Genomic DNA, 15,379 nt, shown 5'->3' with positions numbered 1-15,379 from the left:
CGCCGCACCCAGACCCCGCCCAGCGGCGTGTCGCCCGAGAACTCCGCCCGACGGCACCGGCCGACCGCGCGTACCGCGCACGGCGGAGGGGCCCCCCACGCCGCGCGAGGCCCCTCCGACGGCATCCGGATCAGGCGCGCAGGTCGACGCCCTTCGTCTCTTTGATCATCGACACCGCGGCGAGCGACACCAGCGCAGCGACCGCGATGTACACGCCGATCGCCCACGAGACACCGGTCGAGCGGAGGAGCGCTTCCGCGATCATCGGCGCGAACGCGCCGCCCATGATCGCGCCGAGCGCGTAGCCGATCGAGACGCCCGAGTAGCGGACGTTGGCCGGGAACATCTCGGCGTACAGCGCCGCCTGGGGGCCGTACGACAGACCGAGGCCGAGCGTCATGACGAACAAGGCCACGAAGTACCAGACGATGTCGCCGGTGTCGATGAGGAACCACATCGGCACCGCCCAAACGGCCAGCAGCAGGTAGCCGAGCTGGAAGGTGCGGACGCGTCCGAGGCGGTCCGACAGCCAGCCGCCCCAGAGAGTGAAGCCGAGCCAGCCGAAGGATGCCAGCGTCGTGGCCAGCAGCACGGTCGGCCGCTCGAGACCCAGCACAGCGACGGAGTACGTCGAGAAGAAGGCGATCAGGAGGTAGCCCGCCGCGTTGTTGCCGATGAAGACGAAGGCGGTGAGAGCGACCTGACGCCAGTTCTTGCGGAAGAGCTGGCCGAGCGGGGCTGAGGACTCCTTGCGGCGACGGACGAGGTCCTCGAAGACCGGGCTCTCCTCGACGGCGCGACGGATGACGTAGCCGACGACGATCAGCACGATCGAGAGCAGGAACGGCACGCGCCAGCCCCACGCGAGGAACGCCTCGGCCGACATCGACGACGTGAGGATCCACAGCGTCGCGGTGGCGAGGATCATGCCCACCGGCACGCCGATCTGCGGGAACGCGCCGAAGTATCCGCGACGGCTCACCGGAGCGTGCTCGACCGACAGCAGGGCCGCACCACCCCACTCGCCACCGGCCGAGAAGCCCTGGAGGACTCGCAGGAAGATCAGCAGGATCGGAGCCGCGACACCGATCGCCGCGTACGTCGGGAGCAGGCCGATGAGCGCGGTCGACACGCCCATCATGATGAGCGTGAGAACGAGCATCTTCTTACGGCCGAGACGGTCACCCAGGTAGCCGGCCACGATCGCGCCGAGCGGGCGGAAGAGGAACGAGATGCCGATCGTCGCGAACGACAGCACCTGTGCGATGGCCGGGTCGGACTCCGCGAGCGGGGCGAGGAACAGCGGCGCGAGCACGAGCCCGGCCGCTTGGGCGTAGATGAAGAAGTCGTACCACTCGATCGAGGTGCCGACGAGGGTCCCGGCGAGCACGCGCCGTTCTTCTCGTTTCAACCCGGTCGAAGAGGGGGATGCCGAGGTCTGGGTGGCCATGAGAACTCCGTTGTTCTGTGGGGCGAGGGAAAACACCCGGTGAGAACTATTACCAACCGAGCGTTCAGTAATAGTGTCAGAGGAGCGGGCTCACGACAAGCGCACCGCGGAGGGAGCACCCATGACGACCTGGACGATCGTGCTCGGGGCCCTCGACGAGCGCCTCGGCATCACCGTGACGGAGCAGTCCGCCGAGCGCGTCGCGGCATCCCTCCCCGTCCGGGGGAACACGCAATCGCTGGGGCGACTGCACGGCGGAGCCACGGCCGCCCTCGCCGAGGCGGTGGGCTCGTGGGCGGCGATGATCCACGCGAGCGCCTTCGACAAGGTATGCGTCGGCGTCGACCTCAACATCACGCACCATCGCGGCGTGCGCGACGGCCACATCCACGCGGTCGCCACACCGGCGCATCGCGGGCGCCGGATGGCGACCTACGACGTGCGCGTCACCGACGACGACGGTCGACTCGTCGCGACGGCCCGCATCACGAACCTCCTCGTCGATCCGGAGTGAGCGCGCGTGCGCGGCGAGATCCCGAGGCGATGAGAACCACGGGGCACGAGGCAGCGCGACGAAGCCCCGTGCAGGCGGCGACGACTCACCCGACCTCGACGCCGAGCGACGGGCAGGAGCAGAGGCCGAACGGAGCCGTCTGCCGCCCTCTGGCATCCTGGATGCCGTGACGAGGATCCGAGGGAGTGCACCGCCCCCAAGCGATGCACCCCCTCGCCCGTCGAATTGCTTCCCGAACATCTCTCGACGGGCGTATGGGTATCGTCTCGAAGCCGGAGACGACACCCACCCCCGACAAGGTGGTGTCCCCCGGGGCGTGATCCTTACACCGGCGCGAGAATTTTCTTCCGTCCGTCGACGCGTAAGGATCGACGGCCGCATGACACAGCCTCTGCGAAGGCACGAAAGCGCACGCCGGTGATCGACGAGACGGACTTCGTGGCGCTCTTCCGCGAGCACCACAACGCCGTTCGACGATTCATCGAGCGGCGTGTGTCGGATCGCGAGGCCGCCGCCGACCTCACGATGGATTGCTTCGAGATCGCGTGGCGCAAGCGCGACCCCCGCGATCCGTTCGGATTGCCGTGGTTGTACCGCACCGCGCGCAACCTGATCGCGAACGAGTATCGGCGACGCGACCGGGAGGAGGCGTTGTGGACGCACATCGAGGACCACGTGCGCGCTCTGGCGAACGAGGCCGAGCCCGCGATGGCGCAACGTCTCGTCGATGCCATCCGCGGTCTGCCCGAGCGCGAGCGCGAGATCCTCTGGCTCACCTACTGGGAGCAGTTGTCGGCCGCCGAGGTGGCCCTGGTCATGGAGATGAACACCGGGGCGGTGTGGACGCGACTGAATCGCTCGAGAGCACGTTTGCGGCCGTTGCTCGACGGTGGCGCCGTCCACGCGGAAGGGGTGACCGATGACCGACGATGACCTCGCGCGCGCGCTCCGCAGGCTCGACCCCGCCGAGACCCCGCTCGACGCTCCCCTTCCCCTCGACGCCGAACGTCGCCTGCGACAGATCCTCGACCGCCCGCCCGTCCGGCGTCGCCGCCCGATGCTGGTGTGGACGTCGGCCGCCGCGGCCGTCGCGCTGATCCTGACCATCATCACAGGAGTGCTGTGGATGCCGGGGCCCCCGGCATCCGCTCTCACTCCCGAGCCGCTCGTCTACACGGCTCTCCCCAGCGGGACCGGTGCCGCCGAGGTGGTCGCGGAGGCGCAGGCGCGGTTGGCTGCGGGCGACGGCGCGGTGCCCCCGGAGCGCCGCTCCCTGTCGCTCGGTTGGTACTTCAGCGCCTCGCCCGACGGAGCAGAGGCGACGGTGTTCCGGCGCGAATGGGTGGACTTCCGGTGGAACGAGGATCTCTCCGGGTCGGTGGTGACCACGGCGGCCGAGGCCACCGATGCCGGCGGCGACACCGTGCCGAACGTCGATCCCGCCCCGGGCACCGTGGTGGGAGAGCTGACCTACGTGCGCAATCAGTTCCGACCGCTCTCCCCCACTCCGCCGGCGGCGTCCGCCGAGGCCATGCGCGCGCTCCTGGTCGCCACGACGGGTGCCACCGAGACCCTGACCGCCGGCGATGCGATGGTCGGGGTGCGCAGCCTGCTCGGCGAGTGGACGCTGAACGATGCCCAGCAGGGCGCACTCCTGGGCGTCATCGCCGCTTCGCCCGACGCGCGGGTACTCGGAACCACGCGCGACCGTCTCGGTCGCGAGGTCGTGGGTCTGGCCGGCATCCCCTCGACGACCGCGAACGCCGACGTGACTCTGCTGCTGTCGGTCGATACCGGCCGGATCGTGGGATTCGAGTCGGCGCTGATCGACGCCAACACCGATCTCGACCTTCCCGCCGGGTCGCTGATCGAGTACGTCCTCTGGGACGTGCAGGGCCGAGAGGATGCTCCGCGCTGAGCCGAACGGCGTTACCGCCCCCGTGAGCGGCGCACTTCGACGCCGCTGAGCACCGCGGCGGCCGCGGAGAAGACGACCGACACCGCAAGCGCCACGGTGAGCGCACCGGCGAACGTGCTCGGATCGGGGGCGGGCGAACCCGGCCCGCCCGCGCGGGCCGTCCCCGCCAGCACGAGCACGAAGCTCGTGCCGAGAACCGTCTGCCCGATCGAGGCGCCCACCCGCTGCGCGGTCTGCACCACCCCGCCGGCCACACCGCCGCGCACGGGATCGACCTCGGCGAGGGTCAGCGTCTGGTTCGGCGTCACGATCGCCCCGCCGGCGAGGCCGAGGACGAACAGCGGCACGCACAGGCGCAGGATCACGCCCGTCGGGTCGGTGGCTCCGGGCTCGGCCTGGACGACGAGACCGAGCACGATCGTGACGAGCGTGAAAACGGATACCGCTCCGAGCAGCAGGGGCCTGCCGACCCGGGAGACGAAACGGCCGGCGATGGGGGCGCCGAAGACCGTGCCCACCGCGTAGGCCGTGACCCCCAGCGCCGACTGCAACGCCGTGAAACCCAGGCCGTCCTGGTAGTACAGCGCGAGCACGAGCGGAATACCGGTGTTGCTGCAGAAGAACACCACCGCGAAGATCACGCCGATCACGAACGATCGCGTGCGGAACAGGCGCAGATCCACCAGGGGCGCGGCATCCGCTCGCGTCAGACGAGCCTCGTGCCGGACGAAGGCGACGAGGAGTCCCGCCGCCGGGAGCAGAAGGAGAAGCGTCACGGGACCGCCGGCCTGACCGGTCTCGACGATCGGGAACAGCAGGCACAGCAGACCGGCGCCGAGCAGAACGACACCGAGGAGATCGAGCCGTCTCCCCGCGCCCTGCGCCGCGGGGACGTCGGCGGCGACCCAGCGCCGCGCGAGCAGGACGGCTGCGATCCCGACCGGCACGTTGATGAAGAACACCAGGCGCCAGCCGTTGTCCTCGCCACCTATGGCGATCAGCAGGCCCGCCACGACGGGACCCAACGCGGTGCCCGCGCCCACCGTGAGCCCCAGCCGTCCGAAGGCCCTGCCCCGCTCGAGCGGCGGGAAGGCGTTCTGGATGAACCCCGACACCTGCGGCCCGATCATGCCGCCGAAGATCCCCTGGACGACGCGTGCCGCGATGAGCACCTCGGGGGTCGGAGCGAGCCCCACGAGGGCACTCGCGACGACGAAACCGAGCATCGACACGATGAACATGCGCCGGCGCCCACGGCCGTCGCCGAGCCGACCGCCGATGACCGGCACGAGCCCGAAGGCCAGGACGTAGCCCGTGATCACCCATTGCAACTCGCTCGGCCCGGCGCCCGTCGACCGTCCGATCGAGGGGAGGGCGACGTTCGTGACGCTGAGGTCGAGGAGGGACGCGAACTGTCCCATCAAGAGGACGCCCAGGGCGCGCCATCGGCGCGGATCGACGGGAGGTGCCACCGGTCAGCGATCCCGACGGGGCTGACGTCGGCGGGGTGCGGCCGATGCGGAGATCCGTCGTTGCGTCATGCCGACCTCCCGGATTCGTCCTTCCAGGCTACGCCCGACGCGCGGACCGTCGCGGATGATGGGCGGGTCGCGCGGACGGTCGATCACGGCAGGCGGCTACTGCCAGAGGCGAGCCGCTCGACGGCGCCAGTACTCGCCGGAATCGTCCGCCCACCGGCGGAGCGTCTCGACGTCGATCTCACGCGGGGGCGCCGCGGCTCCCCGGCGGAGTTGCGGGATCGTCACCGCTCCGCTCAGCACGACGTCGGCCCACGGCTGCGCGCGGGCGACGCCGAGGGCCAGCGACGCTCCGTCGAGGCCCGCTCCGTCGAAGCTCGCTCCGTCGAGGCCCGCTCCGACGTCACCGTCGGGCTCGGAACGAGCGAGCTCTCCTCCGGCGAGAGCTTCCTTCACCACCACCGTCCAGCCCACCGCGTGAGCTCGGGCCAGAGCGGGGCCCGCCGCCTGCTCGCGCAGGTTCCACGTGGCCTGCACGACGGAGAACGGACTGTCGGCGAGCGACCGCGCCGCGTCGACGACATCGCCCTGATGGGGCCCGCTGGTCGAGATCCCCACGCGCACTCCCCCGGCGGCGATCTCGCGGAGCCGTTCGAGCACGCCCGCGTCCTCGAGCGCGGGACTCTCCGGGGTCACCGAGTGGATGAGGTACGAGTCGGGCGCCGACCCGAGAGCGGCGAGAGTCTCCGGCCACTGCCTCTCGAGCATCGCGGCGGAGTGCTCTTTGCGCTCGTGGACCGTGGCATCCATTCGCCATTCGCCGACGTACTCGTAGCCCCACTTCGACCCGATCGTCAGCTCGGCACGACGCTCCGGATGCGCCGCGAGCCACGACCCGAGGAACCGTTCGGCGTACCCGTAGGACCGGGCGGCGTCGACATAGCGGATGCCGAGCACCCACGCCTCGTCGAGCAGAGCGTGCGCGCGCTCGCGCATCGCGTCGATCGAGCGCGTTTCGGGTTCACCCAGATCGTGGTCGCGGTCGGTGGTGATGTAGGCCGGACGACCGACCGCCGCGAGACCGAGTCCGAGGCGAGCGGACGGAGAAGCGGCGTCGTTCATGACTCGACGGTAGCCGCAGGAGCGGTCAGCCGGTCGCGAAACCGCCGTTGCTGGATAGCAACTGTCCGGTGATCCATCCGCCCCGCTCCGAGAGGAGGAATCGGACGAGATCGGCGATGTCGTCCGGGGTTCCCAGGCGGCCGGCGGGAGTGGCATCCGTCGTCCACCGTCGGATCGCGTCGTCCATCCATCCCGTGTCGATCGGTCCCGGGTTGATGACATTGGCGCGGATGCCGCGATCCGCCAGCTCGACGGCGGCGGCGATGACGATGCGATCCAACGCCCCCTTGCTCGCGCCGTAGGGGAGGTTGTGGGCGGTGTGATCACTGGTCAAGGCGACGATGCGCCCCGTCGGCACCGGATCGGAGGTCACCGGGAACTGCTCGGCGAAGGCGCGGATCAACAGCCACGAGGCGCGCGCGTTGACGGCGAAGTGCCGGTCGAACGCCTCGACCGATGTGGTGAGGATCGAGCTGTCGACGCTCTCGCAGTGCGAGAGGACGAGGGCGTCGACGCGTCGGCCGACCGCGGCGAAGAGCGCGTCCGGGGTAGCCGGGTCGGCGAGGTCGGTCTCGTGCAGCGACACCTCGACGCCGAGGGCGCGGCATTCGTCGGCGATCGCCTCGGGGTCATCCGTGCCGCGCTCGAGACCGATCCGGTCGTCGTAGGGGCGCCAGAACGAGAGGGCGAGGTCCCAGCCGTCGGCGGCGAGACCCCGCGCGAGACCGGCACCGATCGATCGACGTCGGCCGACGCCGGTGAGCAGGGCGAGGCGGGAGGTCATGCTCCCCATCCTGCCCCGTACGAGCGGCGATCCGCCCGGATCGGGAGCGGAGGGGCACACCCCATCACGCTCGAGCGGTGTGCTCCCCCGGGTTCTCGGACGCGTCATCCTGGGCAGCGACCGCGAGCTCGAGCGCGGCGAGATACATCTCGAGCTGCGTGGCGAAGACCTCGCGATAGTTCATCATCGCGAGCTCCGCCTTCGCCGCCTCGGCGTGGGGGTACTGCGACGGATCGGTGGGTGCGTACACCTGGATCCACCCCTCGGCGACCTCGCGCGAGCCGGCGCTGACCAGGCGAGCCCCGTAGGCCGAGGCCGCACCGAGCACCATCTGTGTGTACACCTGGTACTGCATCACGGCCGGGCGACCACGCAGGCCCGCAACGGCCATCGCGCGCAGGATCCACTCGACCGCACGCAACTCGTTGATGCTGTTGGCGACCATGAGCAGCGTCACCGCTGCGGCCGCGGGATGGGCTTCGGCGGTCCGCCACGCGCGCCACGCCAGGTCCGTCAGGTCGGCACGCCAGTCATCGGTCGGCTCGTACCCCTCGAGAGAGATGCCGTCGAGGCGATCCGCGAGGGCTATCAGCAGGTCTTCGCGACTGGCGAAGTGCCGGTACACCGCCGTGGGAGAGGACTTCAGCTGCGCACCGAGACGCGAGAACGTGAGAGCGGACTCCCCCTCGCCGTCCATCAGATGCAGGGCGGCGTCGACGATCTCGGCGCGGCTGAGCGAACCGCGCTTTCGGCGGGCCCTCTTCTCTTCGGCCATGCTGCCCCGATCTCACCGCGGGCATCGACGAGTCTCGCCGGCACGCCCTTCCGTGAACGTAAAAGGCTATCGCATTCACTAGAGCCTGCTCTCGCGTGCGACTCAGCCTAGCGAGCGCTGATCCCGCGTCCGCGTCGCCCGTGTTTCCCTCGCGGACGGGTTTCGTCACGAGTTAGTGAATGCTGTTGACTACTTCATCCACTATGGACATACTCGGGGTCACCGCGCAACGAAGCGCACCGTTTGACAGCCCGGAGGAACCGATGGCTCCCGCTCCATCCCTGCGCTACTGCTTCACCATCACCGCTCACGTCGCTCCCGGCATCCCGCTCGAGAAGCAGGGTGACGACGTCCTCGAGTTCATCCCCCTCACCGGCGGACCCGTGACCGGCGAGGTCACGGGCGAGGTCGTGCCGGGCGGCGGCGACTGGTGCCTCGTCCGCGCCGATGGCACCTTCGCCGTCGAAGCCCGCTACCTCATCCGCACGACCGAGGGAGACGTCATCGACGTCCACAACGTCGGAGTCGTGCGCGAGCCCGCGGACGGCGCCGTCTACTTCGAGAGCACGCCGCGCTTCCGCACGGTCGCTCCCCACCTCCAGTGGCTGACGCGATCGATGTTCGTCGGTCGCGCCACCGCGAATCCGCACGACACGACCATCGAGATCTTCGAGATCGCCGACTGACCCCGACCCGACCCGCGCATCACCCGAGAGGCAGACCATGAAAATCCGTCACGGCGTCATCGCCGCAACCCTCGCTCTGACCGTCGCGTTCGCGACAGCCGGCTGCACGACGACCGGCGGCGACGCCGCCACCGCGTCGACCGACACCATCCGCACGACCATCGACATCCCGGCCACCTTCGACCCGACGCTGGCCACCTCGCTCCCGGACTTCCTTCTCGCGCGCACCTCCTACGACACCCTCGTACGCCGCGACGCGAGCGGTCTGGTCTCCGGTCTCGCGACGAAATGGACGTCGACCCGACGCAGGCCGTCTTCACGATCCGGACGGATGCCACGTGCTCCGACGGCACCAAGATCACGCCCACGATCGTCAAGAACTCCCTCGACTACTTCGCCCGGCCCGCCAGCGGTTCGACGCAGGTCGTCTACACGTTCGGTCCCGGCAACACCCCCACCATCACGGCGGACGACGCCGCCGGAACGGTCACCGTCGAGATCGCCAACGCCTGGCCGTACATGGTCGACGCGATGTCGGTCGCGAGCAGTGGCGTCATCTGCCCCGCCGGGCTCGCCGACCCCGCCGGTCTCGCCGCGGGCACGGTGAAGGGCAGCGAGTCGGGCCCCTACACCCTGAAGACCTTCCAGCCCGGGGTGAGCTACGACTACACGCTGCGCGGCGACTACTCCGCGTGGCCGGCCTGGACCAGTTCGGTCACCGGCTCCCCCGCGGCGAACCTCACCTACACGGTGTCGCCCGACTCCACCGCCACGGCGAATCTGATCCTCGGCGGACAGCTCGACATCGGCAAGATCCAGGCCACGACGCGCGACCGCTTCAAGGGTCAGACGGGCTACACCGTCACGGTCAACCCGTTCTCGGACAGCTACCTCGTCTTCAACGAGCGCGAGGGCAGCCCCTTCACGGACGAGGGTCTGCGAAAGGGCGTCATCCAGGCGATCGATCGTGCGATGTTCGGCAATGTCACCTCCCAGGACACCGGCAAGGTGCTCACCTCCCTCGGAGCGGACAGCGTTTCGTGCGTGAGCGGCTCGAACATCGACATCCCCTCGCAGGACGTGGCCGCGGCCACCGCCGCCCTGTCCGGTAAGAAGATCCGTCTCGTGGCACCGACCATCGTGGGTCCCGCCGGCGCGGGCAATGAGTACATCGCCGAGGCGCTGCGCGCCGCGGGCGCCGAGGTGGATCTCACCAACACCGACGTCGGCAGCTGGATCACCACCGTCGTCGCCAAGCCGGGCGACTGGGACATGACGGTCTTCGCTGACCTGAACTTCCTCGGTTCGCTGGCGAGCCCGCTGTTGAACCTCACCGGACCCACGATCGACGCGGGCGGCACCAACTACGGCGCCGTCGCCAACCCGGCCGCCGAGACGAGCTTCACCGCGGCCAACAGCGCGGCCGATGAGAGCGCGCGCTGCGCCGCCCTCGACGAGACGGTCCAGGCGCTCGTCAGCCGCTCCGACACCCTGCCCCTGCTCAACGACGCGTTCATCTACGCCTCGCGTCCGGGCTTCACCGTCCAGATGCTCGGCGGCGCGCTCGACGACCCCCTCTTCCGTATCGCGAAGTAACCCACCGGGGATGCCGGGCCGCGTGGCCCGGCATCCCGAAAGGACCCTCATGATCTCCTCCTCCATCTCCGCCACCGAACTCGCCCGGATGATCCGCTCCGGCGAGGTCTCGTCCGTCGAAGCCGCCCAGCACTACCTCGACCGTCTCGACGCGGTGAACCCGGCCGTGAACGCGATCGTGTGGATCGACCGCGACGACGTCCTCCGCCGCGCGCGCGAGTCCGACGACCGCATCCGCCGCGGTGACACCGCGCGCCCGTTCGAGGGCGTGCCGATGCCGATCAAAGACCTCGTCGCCGTGCGCGACCAGCCGCTCACCTACTCGTCGCTGTCCGTCGCGGAGCGTCCCGCCGAGGCGAACGAGATCACCGTCGATCTCATCGAAGAGGCCGGCTTCGTGCTGTTCGGCCGGTCGAACAGCCCCGAGTTCGGGGCGCTGACCGCCACCGAGAACGCCCGCCACGGCAAAACCCGCAACCCGTGGAACCTCGACTACACCTCCGGCGGCTCGTCAGGCGGGGCATCGTCCGCGGTCGCGGCCGACATCGCACCGATCGCGAACGCCTCGGACGGCGGCGGGTCGATCCGCGTGCCGTCCGCGGCCACCGGCCTCGTCGGCCTGAAGCCGAGCCGCGGCCGCATCCCCAACGACGTGCGCGCGTGGGAGCACTCCACCACCGAGGGGGCGATCACCCGCACGATCGAAGACGCGGCGGGGGTCCTCGACGCGCTCGGCCGGCTCGACCCGCTCGGGTGGTACTCGGCCCCCGCGCCCGCCCGCCCCTACCTCGAGGAGATCCGCGCCGCCGGACCCCGCCTGCGCATCGGCCTGCTCCTCGAGGCGCCCACGGGCGTCGACGTGCACCCCGAGAATCGCGAGGCCGCCCTCGTGGCCGCGCGAGCACTCGAGACCCTGGGCCACCACGTCACCCCTGTCTCGCCGTTCCTGTTCTCGGAGCGCGCGACGCGCGGTTTCGCCGACCTCATCATCAGCGCGTCGACATGGGCATCACCGATCGAGGATGCCGACAAGCTCGAGACCTACATTCGGTACCGCTACGACCGGGCGGCGTCGTTCCACGCGGGAGAGTACGCCGAGATCGCGGCTCTGCTGCAGTGGGAGACCCGGCGGGTGAACGCCCAGTGGGGACGCGACTTCGACGTCCTGCTCACCCCGACCACGGCCGTACCCACGCCGCTGGTCGGCTCCGTCTACGACGAGGCGAACAACGACCCCGCGGGCGAGCGCCTCACCGAGTTCTCGACGATCTCGTTCACGGCGTTCTGCAACATCGCCGGCCTCCCGGCCCTGTCGCTCCCCGTGCACACGGGATCGAACGGTATGCCGCTCGGCGCCCAGCTCGTCGGCGCGCCCTACGACGAAGCCACCCTGCTCCGCCTCGGCGCCGAGCTCGAGCCGATCTTCGACTGGCAGCACCGCCAGGCTCCCCTCGCCCGCGGTGCGGCCCTGACCGGGACCGCGGCGGGCTGATGTCCGGCGTCGATCTCTCGGTGATCGCCGAGGCCCCCGCTCCGCCGGTCCGCCGGCGGGGCGGGGGCAGCGGGTGGGGGTCCTTCGCCCTCCGCCGTCTCGGCGGGCTCGTGCTCTCGCTCGGGTTGCTGGTGCTCCTCACCTTCCTGATCGTCCCGTTGATCCCCGGCGACCCCGCGGTGGCGATCCTCGGCCCCAACGCCTCGGCCGACGCCGTCGCCGCCCTGCGCGAGCGCCTTCATCTCGACGACCCGCTCCCGGTGCAGTTCCTCGACTACCTCCACGGTCTGGTCACCCTCGACCTCGGGCAGAGCTTCCGCTACAACACCCCCGTCACCACGACCATCGCCACCAAGCTCCCTTACACGGCGACGACCGCGATCGGCGCGATCATCGTCGTGATCCTCGTGGCCATTCCCGTCGGCATGGCCATCGGCGTGCTCACCCGCAGCGGACGTCGCCCCTGGCTGGCCGTCGGCTTCGGGACGGTCGCGGGCTTCTTTGCCTCGTTCCCCGCCTACGTCGCCGGCACCCTGCTCGTGGTCGTCTTCGCGATCTGGCTGAAGATCCTCCCCTCGGGCGGGGCGGCGACCTCGAACGCCTACATCCTCCCGATCGCCGCCCTGGCGCTCGGCCCGACCTTCGCCGTCGCGCGCGTGGTCGTGCAGGAGACCTACGCCGTCCTGCACCAGGACTACATGCGCACGGCCCGTGGTCGCCGCCTGAGCGCTGCGCGCCTCTACATCCGGCACGCCCTGCCCAACCTCATGGCGAGCACCCTCACCCTCACCGGCCTCATCCTCGCGAGCATGCTCGGCGGTGCCATCGTCATCGAGACGGTGTTCAGCCTCCCGGGCCTCGGTCTCGAGGTCGTGCAGGCGATCATCTTCCGCGACTTCCCCGTCATCCAGGGGATCGTCCTCACGGTGGGCACGCTCGCCATCCTCATCAATCTGGTGATCGACGTGGTTCTCGGCCTCATCGACCCGCGCACCCTGGGAGGACCGACGCATGTCTGACCGCCGCCGCCGTGTCCCGGCATCCCTCATCGCCGGCGCGATCATGCTCGCCGCGCTCGTCGTCATCGCGATCGTCGCCCCGATCGTCTGGGGAGCGAGCGCGACGACCGTCACGGCCGACACCCGGATGCCGCCCTCCCCCGCGCACCTGCTCGGCACCGACGATCTCGGCCGCGACGTGCTCGCCCGTACGCTCGTCGCCACGCGTCTGACGCTGGTCATGGCCACCGCCGCCACGATCGGATCGGTCGTCCTCGGCGTGCTCATCGGGGGACTGATCTGGGTGGGGAGCCGCCGGGTGCGCGATGTCGTGCTGCGCATCATCGACTCGACCGTGGCGTTCCCCTCGCTCATCCTCGCCCTCGTGATCGCGGCGATCCTCGGCGCCGGCACCGTCCCAGCGATCATCGCGATCGCCCTCGCCGGCGTCCCGAGCTTCGCGCGCATCACCTCGAACATGACCGGTTCCGTCGCGACGCGCGACTTCGTCGGTACCGCGCGTCTGCTCGGCGTCCCCCGCCTGCGCCTGTTCAGCCGCCACCTGCTGCCCAACATCTCGGGCCCGCTCCTCGTGCTCATCGCATCGAGCTTCGCCCTGACCCTGCTCGACATCTCGAGCCTGTCGTTCGTCGGCCTGGGCGTGCAGAGCCCCGAGTTCGACTGGGGACGCCTGCTCAACGAGGGTCTGCCCGCCGTCTACTCGCAGCCCATGCAGGTCGTCGGCCCGTCCGTCATGCTCGTCTTCACCGGCGTCGCCGCGATGCTCACCGGCGACGGCCTCGCGGTCTGGCTCGACCCGCGGAGTTCGCGCCGGTCGCGCAACGCCGCCGCGCGCCGCACTCCCCGCGGAGTCTCGGTGCACACTGATGCCCTCGTCGAGGTGCGGGCCCTGACCGTGACCGCTCCGAGCGGCAAGACGCTCGTCGACGGCATCTCGTTCGAGATCGGCGCGGGAGAGATCCTGGGACTCGTCGGCGAGTCCGGTTCGGGCAAGTCGATGACGGCGATGTCGCTCGCGCGACTTCAGGCCGACGGGGTGCGAGTGGATGCCGAGGTCCTCCGTCTCGGCGACCTCGACCTCCTGTCGAACAGGCACCGATCGCGCCTCGCGCGCGAAATCGGTCTGGTGTACCAGGACCCGGGTTCGACCTTCAACCCGGCGCTGCGGATGGGCGCGCAGCTGACCGAGGTCGCCCGCGTCCATCTCGGTCTCTCGCGCCGTGCCGCGCGCGATCGCCTGCGCGACGGCCTCGGCGAGATGCGGATCCGCGACCCCCGAACCGTGATGGGACAGCACCCGTTCCAGCTCTCGGGCGGAATGCTGCAGCGCGCGACGATCGCCAGCTCGCTGGTGACCGACCCCGCTCTGTTGATCGCCGACGAGCCCACGACCGCGCTCGACGTGACCGTGCAGGCCGACGTGCTCCGTCAGCTCAAGCGCCTCAACCGCGACCACGGCACCGCCGTGCTGTTCATCTCGCACGACATCGGCGTGGTCGAGGCGCTGTGCGATCGCGTGCTGGTCATGCGGGGCGGCGAGATCGTCGAGCGTCTGACCGCCGAGCAGCTGCGCCGCCACGAAGTGGAACACCCCTACACGCGGGCTCTGCTCGCGGCCACCCCCACCCTGCGTACCGTCCCGTGCCCCGCCGAGGAGGCCCACCGTGTCTGACACCCCTCTGTTGAGCATCAGTGACCTCGCGGTCGACCTGGGTCATGGCATCCGGAGCACCCGCGTGCTGCACGGCGTCGATCTGCGCGTCGATCGCGGGCGCACGATCGGGATCGTCGGAGAGTCCGGCTCGGGCAAGTCGACGCTCGCGAAGACGATCGTGGGCCTGCACCGGGTCGCCGCCGGGTCGGTCGTGTTCGACGGGATCGAGCTCGCATCCGCTCCCCGCTCTGTCGTCGCGGCGGTCCGCCGACGGGTGCAGTACATCCCGCAGGATCCGTTCTCGTCCCTCGACCCGCGGCGCACCATCGGGCAGACGCTCGCCGAGGCCATCGATCCCCGCGGGGCGAGCCTGCGTCGTCACCGTAAGCGGATCGTCAAGGCCCTGGCATCCGTCGCCCTGGGTCCGGATGCCGTGGACCGCTACCCGCACGAGTTCTCGGGCGGTCAGCGCCAGCGCATCGCGATCGCCCGGGCGCTCGTCGTCGACCCCGACGTCATCGTCGCCGACGAGATCACCTCGGCGCTCGACGTGTCGACGCAGGCCGAGATCCTGCAGCTTCTCGGGCGCCTGCGCGACGAACACGGACTGACGATGCTGTTCATCTCGCACAACCTCGCCGTCGTCGAAGAGCTCTGCGACGAGGTGGTCGTGCTGCTGCACGGACGCATCGTGGAACAGGGCCCGATCGAGGCCGTGTTCGCCGATCCCCGCGACGACTACACGCGACGACTCCTCGAGTCGGTGCCGGGTGGCGCGGCGTTCGACATCTCGGCGCCGGTGGTGACGGCGGCCGTACGGACGGTCGGGCGCGGGTAGCGCCTCACCCCCTCGTGGCCGGGGTTGAATGGAGGCTCCACGCGTGACCACGA

14 protein-coding genes are annotated in these 15,379 nt (G+C 70.2%); 9 read left to right on the top strand and 5 right to left on the bottom strand.

Annotated features, from left to right (window positions below):
• Nucleotides 1-130: 130 nt before the first annotated feature.
• Complete coding sequence (locus ACMW4R_RS16245; RefSeq protein ID WP_058613716.1) at nucleotides 131-1,450, bottom strand: MFS transporter; 1,320 nt, start codon at nucleotides 1,448-1,450, stop codon at nucleotides 131-133.
• A gap of 121 nt (nucleotides 1,451-1,571) precedes the next feature.
• Here ACMW4R_RS16245 and ACMW4R_RS16240 point away from each other — a divergent pair, with 121 nt between their 5' ends.
• The 3 genes from ACMW4R_RS16240 to ACMW4R_RS16230 all read left to right on the top strand — a co-directional run bounded on the left by ACMW4R_RS16240 (nucleotide 1,572) and on the right by ACMW4R_RS16230 (nucleotide 3,882).
• Complete coding sequence (locus ACMW4R_RS16240) at nucleotides 1,572-1,964, top strand: PaaI family thioesterase (protein WP_058613715.1); 393 nt, start codon at nucleotides 1,572-1,574, stop codon at nucleotides 1,962-1,964.
• A 417-nt stretch (nucleotides 1,965-2,381) separates the two neighbouring features.
• Nucleotides 2,382-2,897 (top strand): RNA polymerase sigma factor, encoded by a 516-nt coding sequence (locus tag ACMW4R_RS16235; RefSeq protein WP_418300427.1) that lies wholly within the window; start codon nucleotides 2,382-2,384, stop codon nucleotides 2,895-2,897.
• Complete coding sequence (locus tag ACMW4R_RS16230) at nucleotides 2,884-3,882, top strand: hypothetical protein (protein WP_418300426.1); 999 nt, start codon at nucleotides 2,884-2,886, stop codon at nucleotides 3,880-3,882. The genes ACMW4R_RS16235 and ACMW4R_RS16230 overlap by 14 nt, the downstream gene beginning before the upstream one ends.
• 11 nt (nucleotides 3,883-3,893) lie before the next feature.
• Here ACMW4R_RS16230 and ACMW4R_RS16225 read toward each other — a convergent pair whose 3' ends face one another.
• The 4 genes from ACMW4R_RS16225 to ACMW4R_RS16210 form a co-directional block, all read right to left on the bottom strand.
• Nucleotides 3,894-5,354, bottom strand: coding sequence for an MFS transporter (locus ACMW4R_RS16225; RefSeq protein ID WP_418300425.1), 1,461 nt, complete (start codon nucleotides 5,352-5,354; stop codon nucleotides 3,894-3,896).
• 165 nt (nucleotides 5,355-5,519) lie between these two features.
• Nucleotides 5,520-6,482 carry an aldo/keto reductase gene (locus ACMW4R_RS16220; protein WP_418300424.1) on the bottom strand — a complete coding sequence of 321 codons (963 nt, stop codon included), beginning with the start codon at nucleotides 6,480-6,482 and terminating at the stop codon, nucleotides 5,520-5,522.
• 25 nt (nucleotides 6,483-6,507) lie between these two features.
• Nucleotides 6,508-7,266, bottom strand: coding sequence for an SDR family oxidoreductase (locus ACMW4R_RS16215; protein ID WP_418300423.1), 759 nt, complete (start codon nucleotides 7,264-7,266; stop codon nucleotides 6,508-6,510).
• A 64-nt stretch (nucleotides 7,267-7,330) separates the two neighbouring features.
• On the bottom strand, nucleotides 7,331-8,041 hold the full coding sequence (locus tag ACMW4R_RS16210) for a TetR/AcrR family transcriptional regulator (protein WP_418300422.1): 711 nt from the start codon (nucleotides 8,039-8,041) through the stop codon (nucleotides 7,331-7,333).
• Nucleotides 8,042-8,304: 263 nt separating this feature from the next.
• Between ACMW4R_RS16210 and ACMW4R_RS16205 the strand changes: the two genes are divergently transcribed.
• The 6 genes from ACMW4R_RS16205 to ACMW4R_RS16180 all read left to right on the top strand — a co-directional run bounded on the left by ACMW4R_RS16205 (nucleotide 8,305) and on the right by ACMW4R_RS16180 (nucleotide 15,326).
• Nucleotides 8,305-8,727, top strand: a complete 423-nt coding sequence (locus ACMW4R_RS16205; RefSeq protein WP_418300421.1) for a DUF3237 family protein — start codon at nucleotides 8,305-8,307, stop codon at nucleotides 8,725-8,727.
• A gap of 288 nt (nucleotides 8,728-9,015) precedes the next feature.
• Nucleotides 9,016-10,323, top strand: a complete 1,308-nt coding sequence (locus ACMW4R_RS16200) for an ABC transporter substrate-binding protein (protein ID WP_418300420.1) — start codon at nucleotides 9,016-9,018, stop codon at nucleotides 10,321-10,323.
• A 49-nt stretch (nucleotides 10,324-10,372) separates the two neighbouring features.
• Nucleotides 10,373-11,815 carry an amidase gene (locus ACMW4R_RS16195; RefSeq protein WP_418300419.1) on the top strand — a complete coding sequence of 481 codons (1,443 nt, stop codon included), beginning with the start codon at nucleotides 10,373-10,375 and terminating at the stop codon, nucleotides 11,813-11,815.
• Nucleotides 11,815-12,834, top strand: coding sequence for an ABC transporter permease (locus ACMW4R_RS16190; protein WP_418300418.1), 1,020 nt, complete (start codon nucleotides 11,815-11,817; stop codon nucleotides 12,832-12,834). The genes ACMW4R_RS16195 and ACMW4R_RS16190 overlap by 1 nt, the downstream gene beginning before the upstream one ends.
• Nucleotides 12,827-14,506, top strand: a complete 1,680-nt coding sequence (locus ACMW4R_RS16185) for a dipeptide/oligopeptide/nickel ABC transporter permease/ATP-binding protein (RefSeq protein ID WP_418300417.1) — start codon at nucleotides 12,827-12,829, stop codon at nucleotides 14,504-14,506. Before ACMW4R_RS16190 ends, ACMW4R_RS16185 begins: the two co-directional genes overlap by 8 nt.
• Nucleotides 14,499-15,326 (top strand): ABC transporter ATP-binding protein, encoded by an 828-nt coding sequence (locus tag ACMW4R_RS16180; RefSeq protein WP_418300416.1) that lies wholly within the window; start codon nucleotides 14,499-14,501, stop codon nucleotides 15,324-15,326. Before ACMW4R_RS16185 ends, ACMW4R_RS16180 begins: the two co-directional genes overlap by 8 nt.
• Nucleotides 15,327-15,379: the final 53 nt, after the last annotated feature.

The sequence above is a fragment of the Microbacterium sp. S1037 genome (genome assembly GCF_048381605.1).
Lineage (GTDB): Bacteria > Actinomycetota > Actinomycetes > Actinomycetales > Microbacteriaceae > Microbacterium > Microbacterium testaceum_B.
The sequence above is the reverse complement of the archived record's forward strand: the minus strand, read 5'-3'. Positions and strand labels throughout refer to the sequence as shown.

Bases quoted from the DNA above. Each gene is read 5' to 3' on its own strand.
- ACMW4R_RS16245 (WP_058613716.1), bottom strand. From the start codon at position 1,450: ATGGCCACCCAGACCTCGGCATCCCCCTCTTCGACCGGGTTGAAACGA.
- ACMW4R_RS16240 (WP_058613715.1), top strand. From the start codon at position 1,572: ATGACGACCTGGACGATCGTGCTCGGGGCCCTCGACGAGCGCCTCGGC.
- ACMW4R_RS16230 (WP_418300426.1), top strand. From the start codon at position 2,884: ATGACCGACGATGACCTCGCGCGCGCGCTCCGCAGGCTCGACCCCGCC.
- ACMW4R_RS16220 (WP_418300424.1), bottom strand. From the start codon at position 6,482: ATGAACGACGCCGCTTCTCCGTCCGCTCGCCTCGGACTCGGTCTCGCG.
- ACMW4R_RS16215 (WP_418300423.1), bottom strand. From the start codon at position 7,266: ATGACCTCCCGCCTCGCCCTGCTCACCGGCGTCGGCCGACGTCGATCG.
- ACMW4R_RS16210 (WP_418300422.1), bottom strand. From the start codon at position 8,041: ATGGCCGAAGAGAAGAGGGCCCGCCGAAAGCGCGGTTCGCTCAGCCGC.
- ACMW4R_RS16205 (WP_418300421.1), top strand. From the start codon at position 8,305: ATGGCTCCCGCTCCATCCCTGCGCTACTGCTTCACCATCACCGCTCAC.
- ACMW4R_RS16200 (WP_418300420.1), top strand. From the start codon at position 9,016: ATGGACGTCGACCCGACGCAGGCCGTCTTCACGATCCGGACGGATGCC.
- ACMW4R_RS16195 (WP_418300419.1), top strand. From the start codon at position 10,373: ATGATCTCCTCCTCCATCTCCGCCACCGAACTCGCCCGGATGATCCGC.
- ACMW4R_RS16190 (WP_418300418.1), top strand. From the start codon at position 11,815: ATGTCCGGCGTCGATCTCTCGGTGATCGCCGAGGCCCCCGCTCCGCCG.
- ACMW4R_RS16185 (WP_418300417.1), top strand. From the start codon at position 12,827: ATGTCTGACCGCCGCCGCCGTGTCCCGGCATCCCTCATCGCCGGCGCG.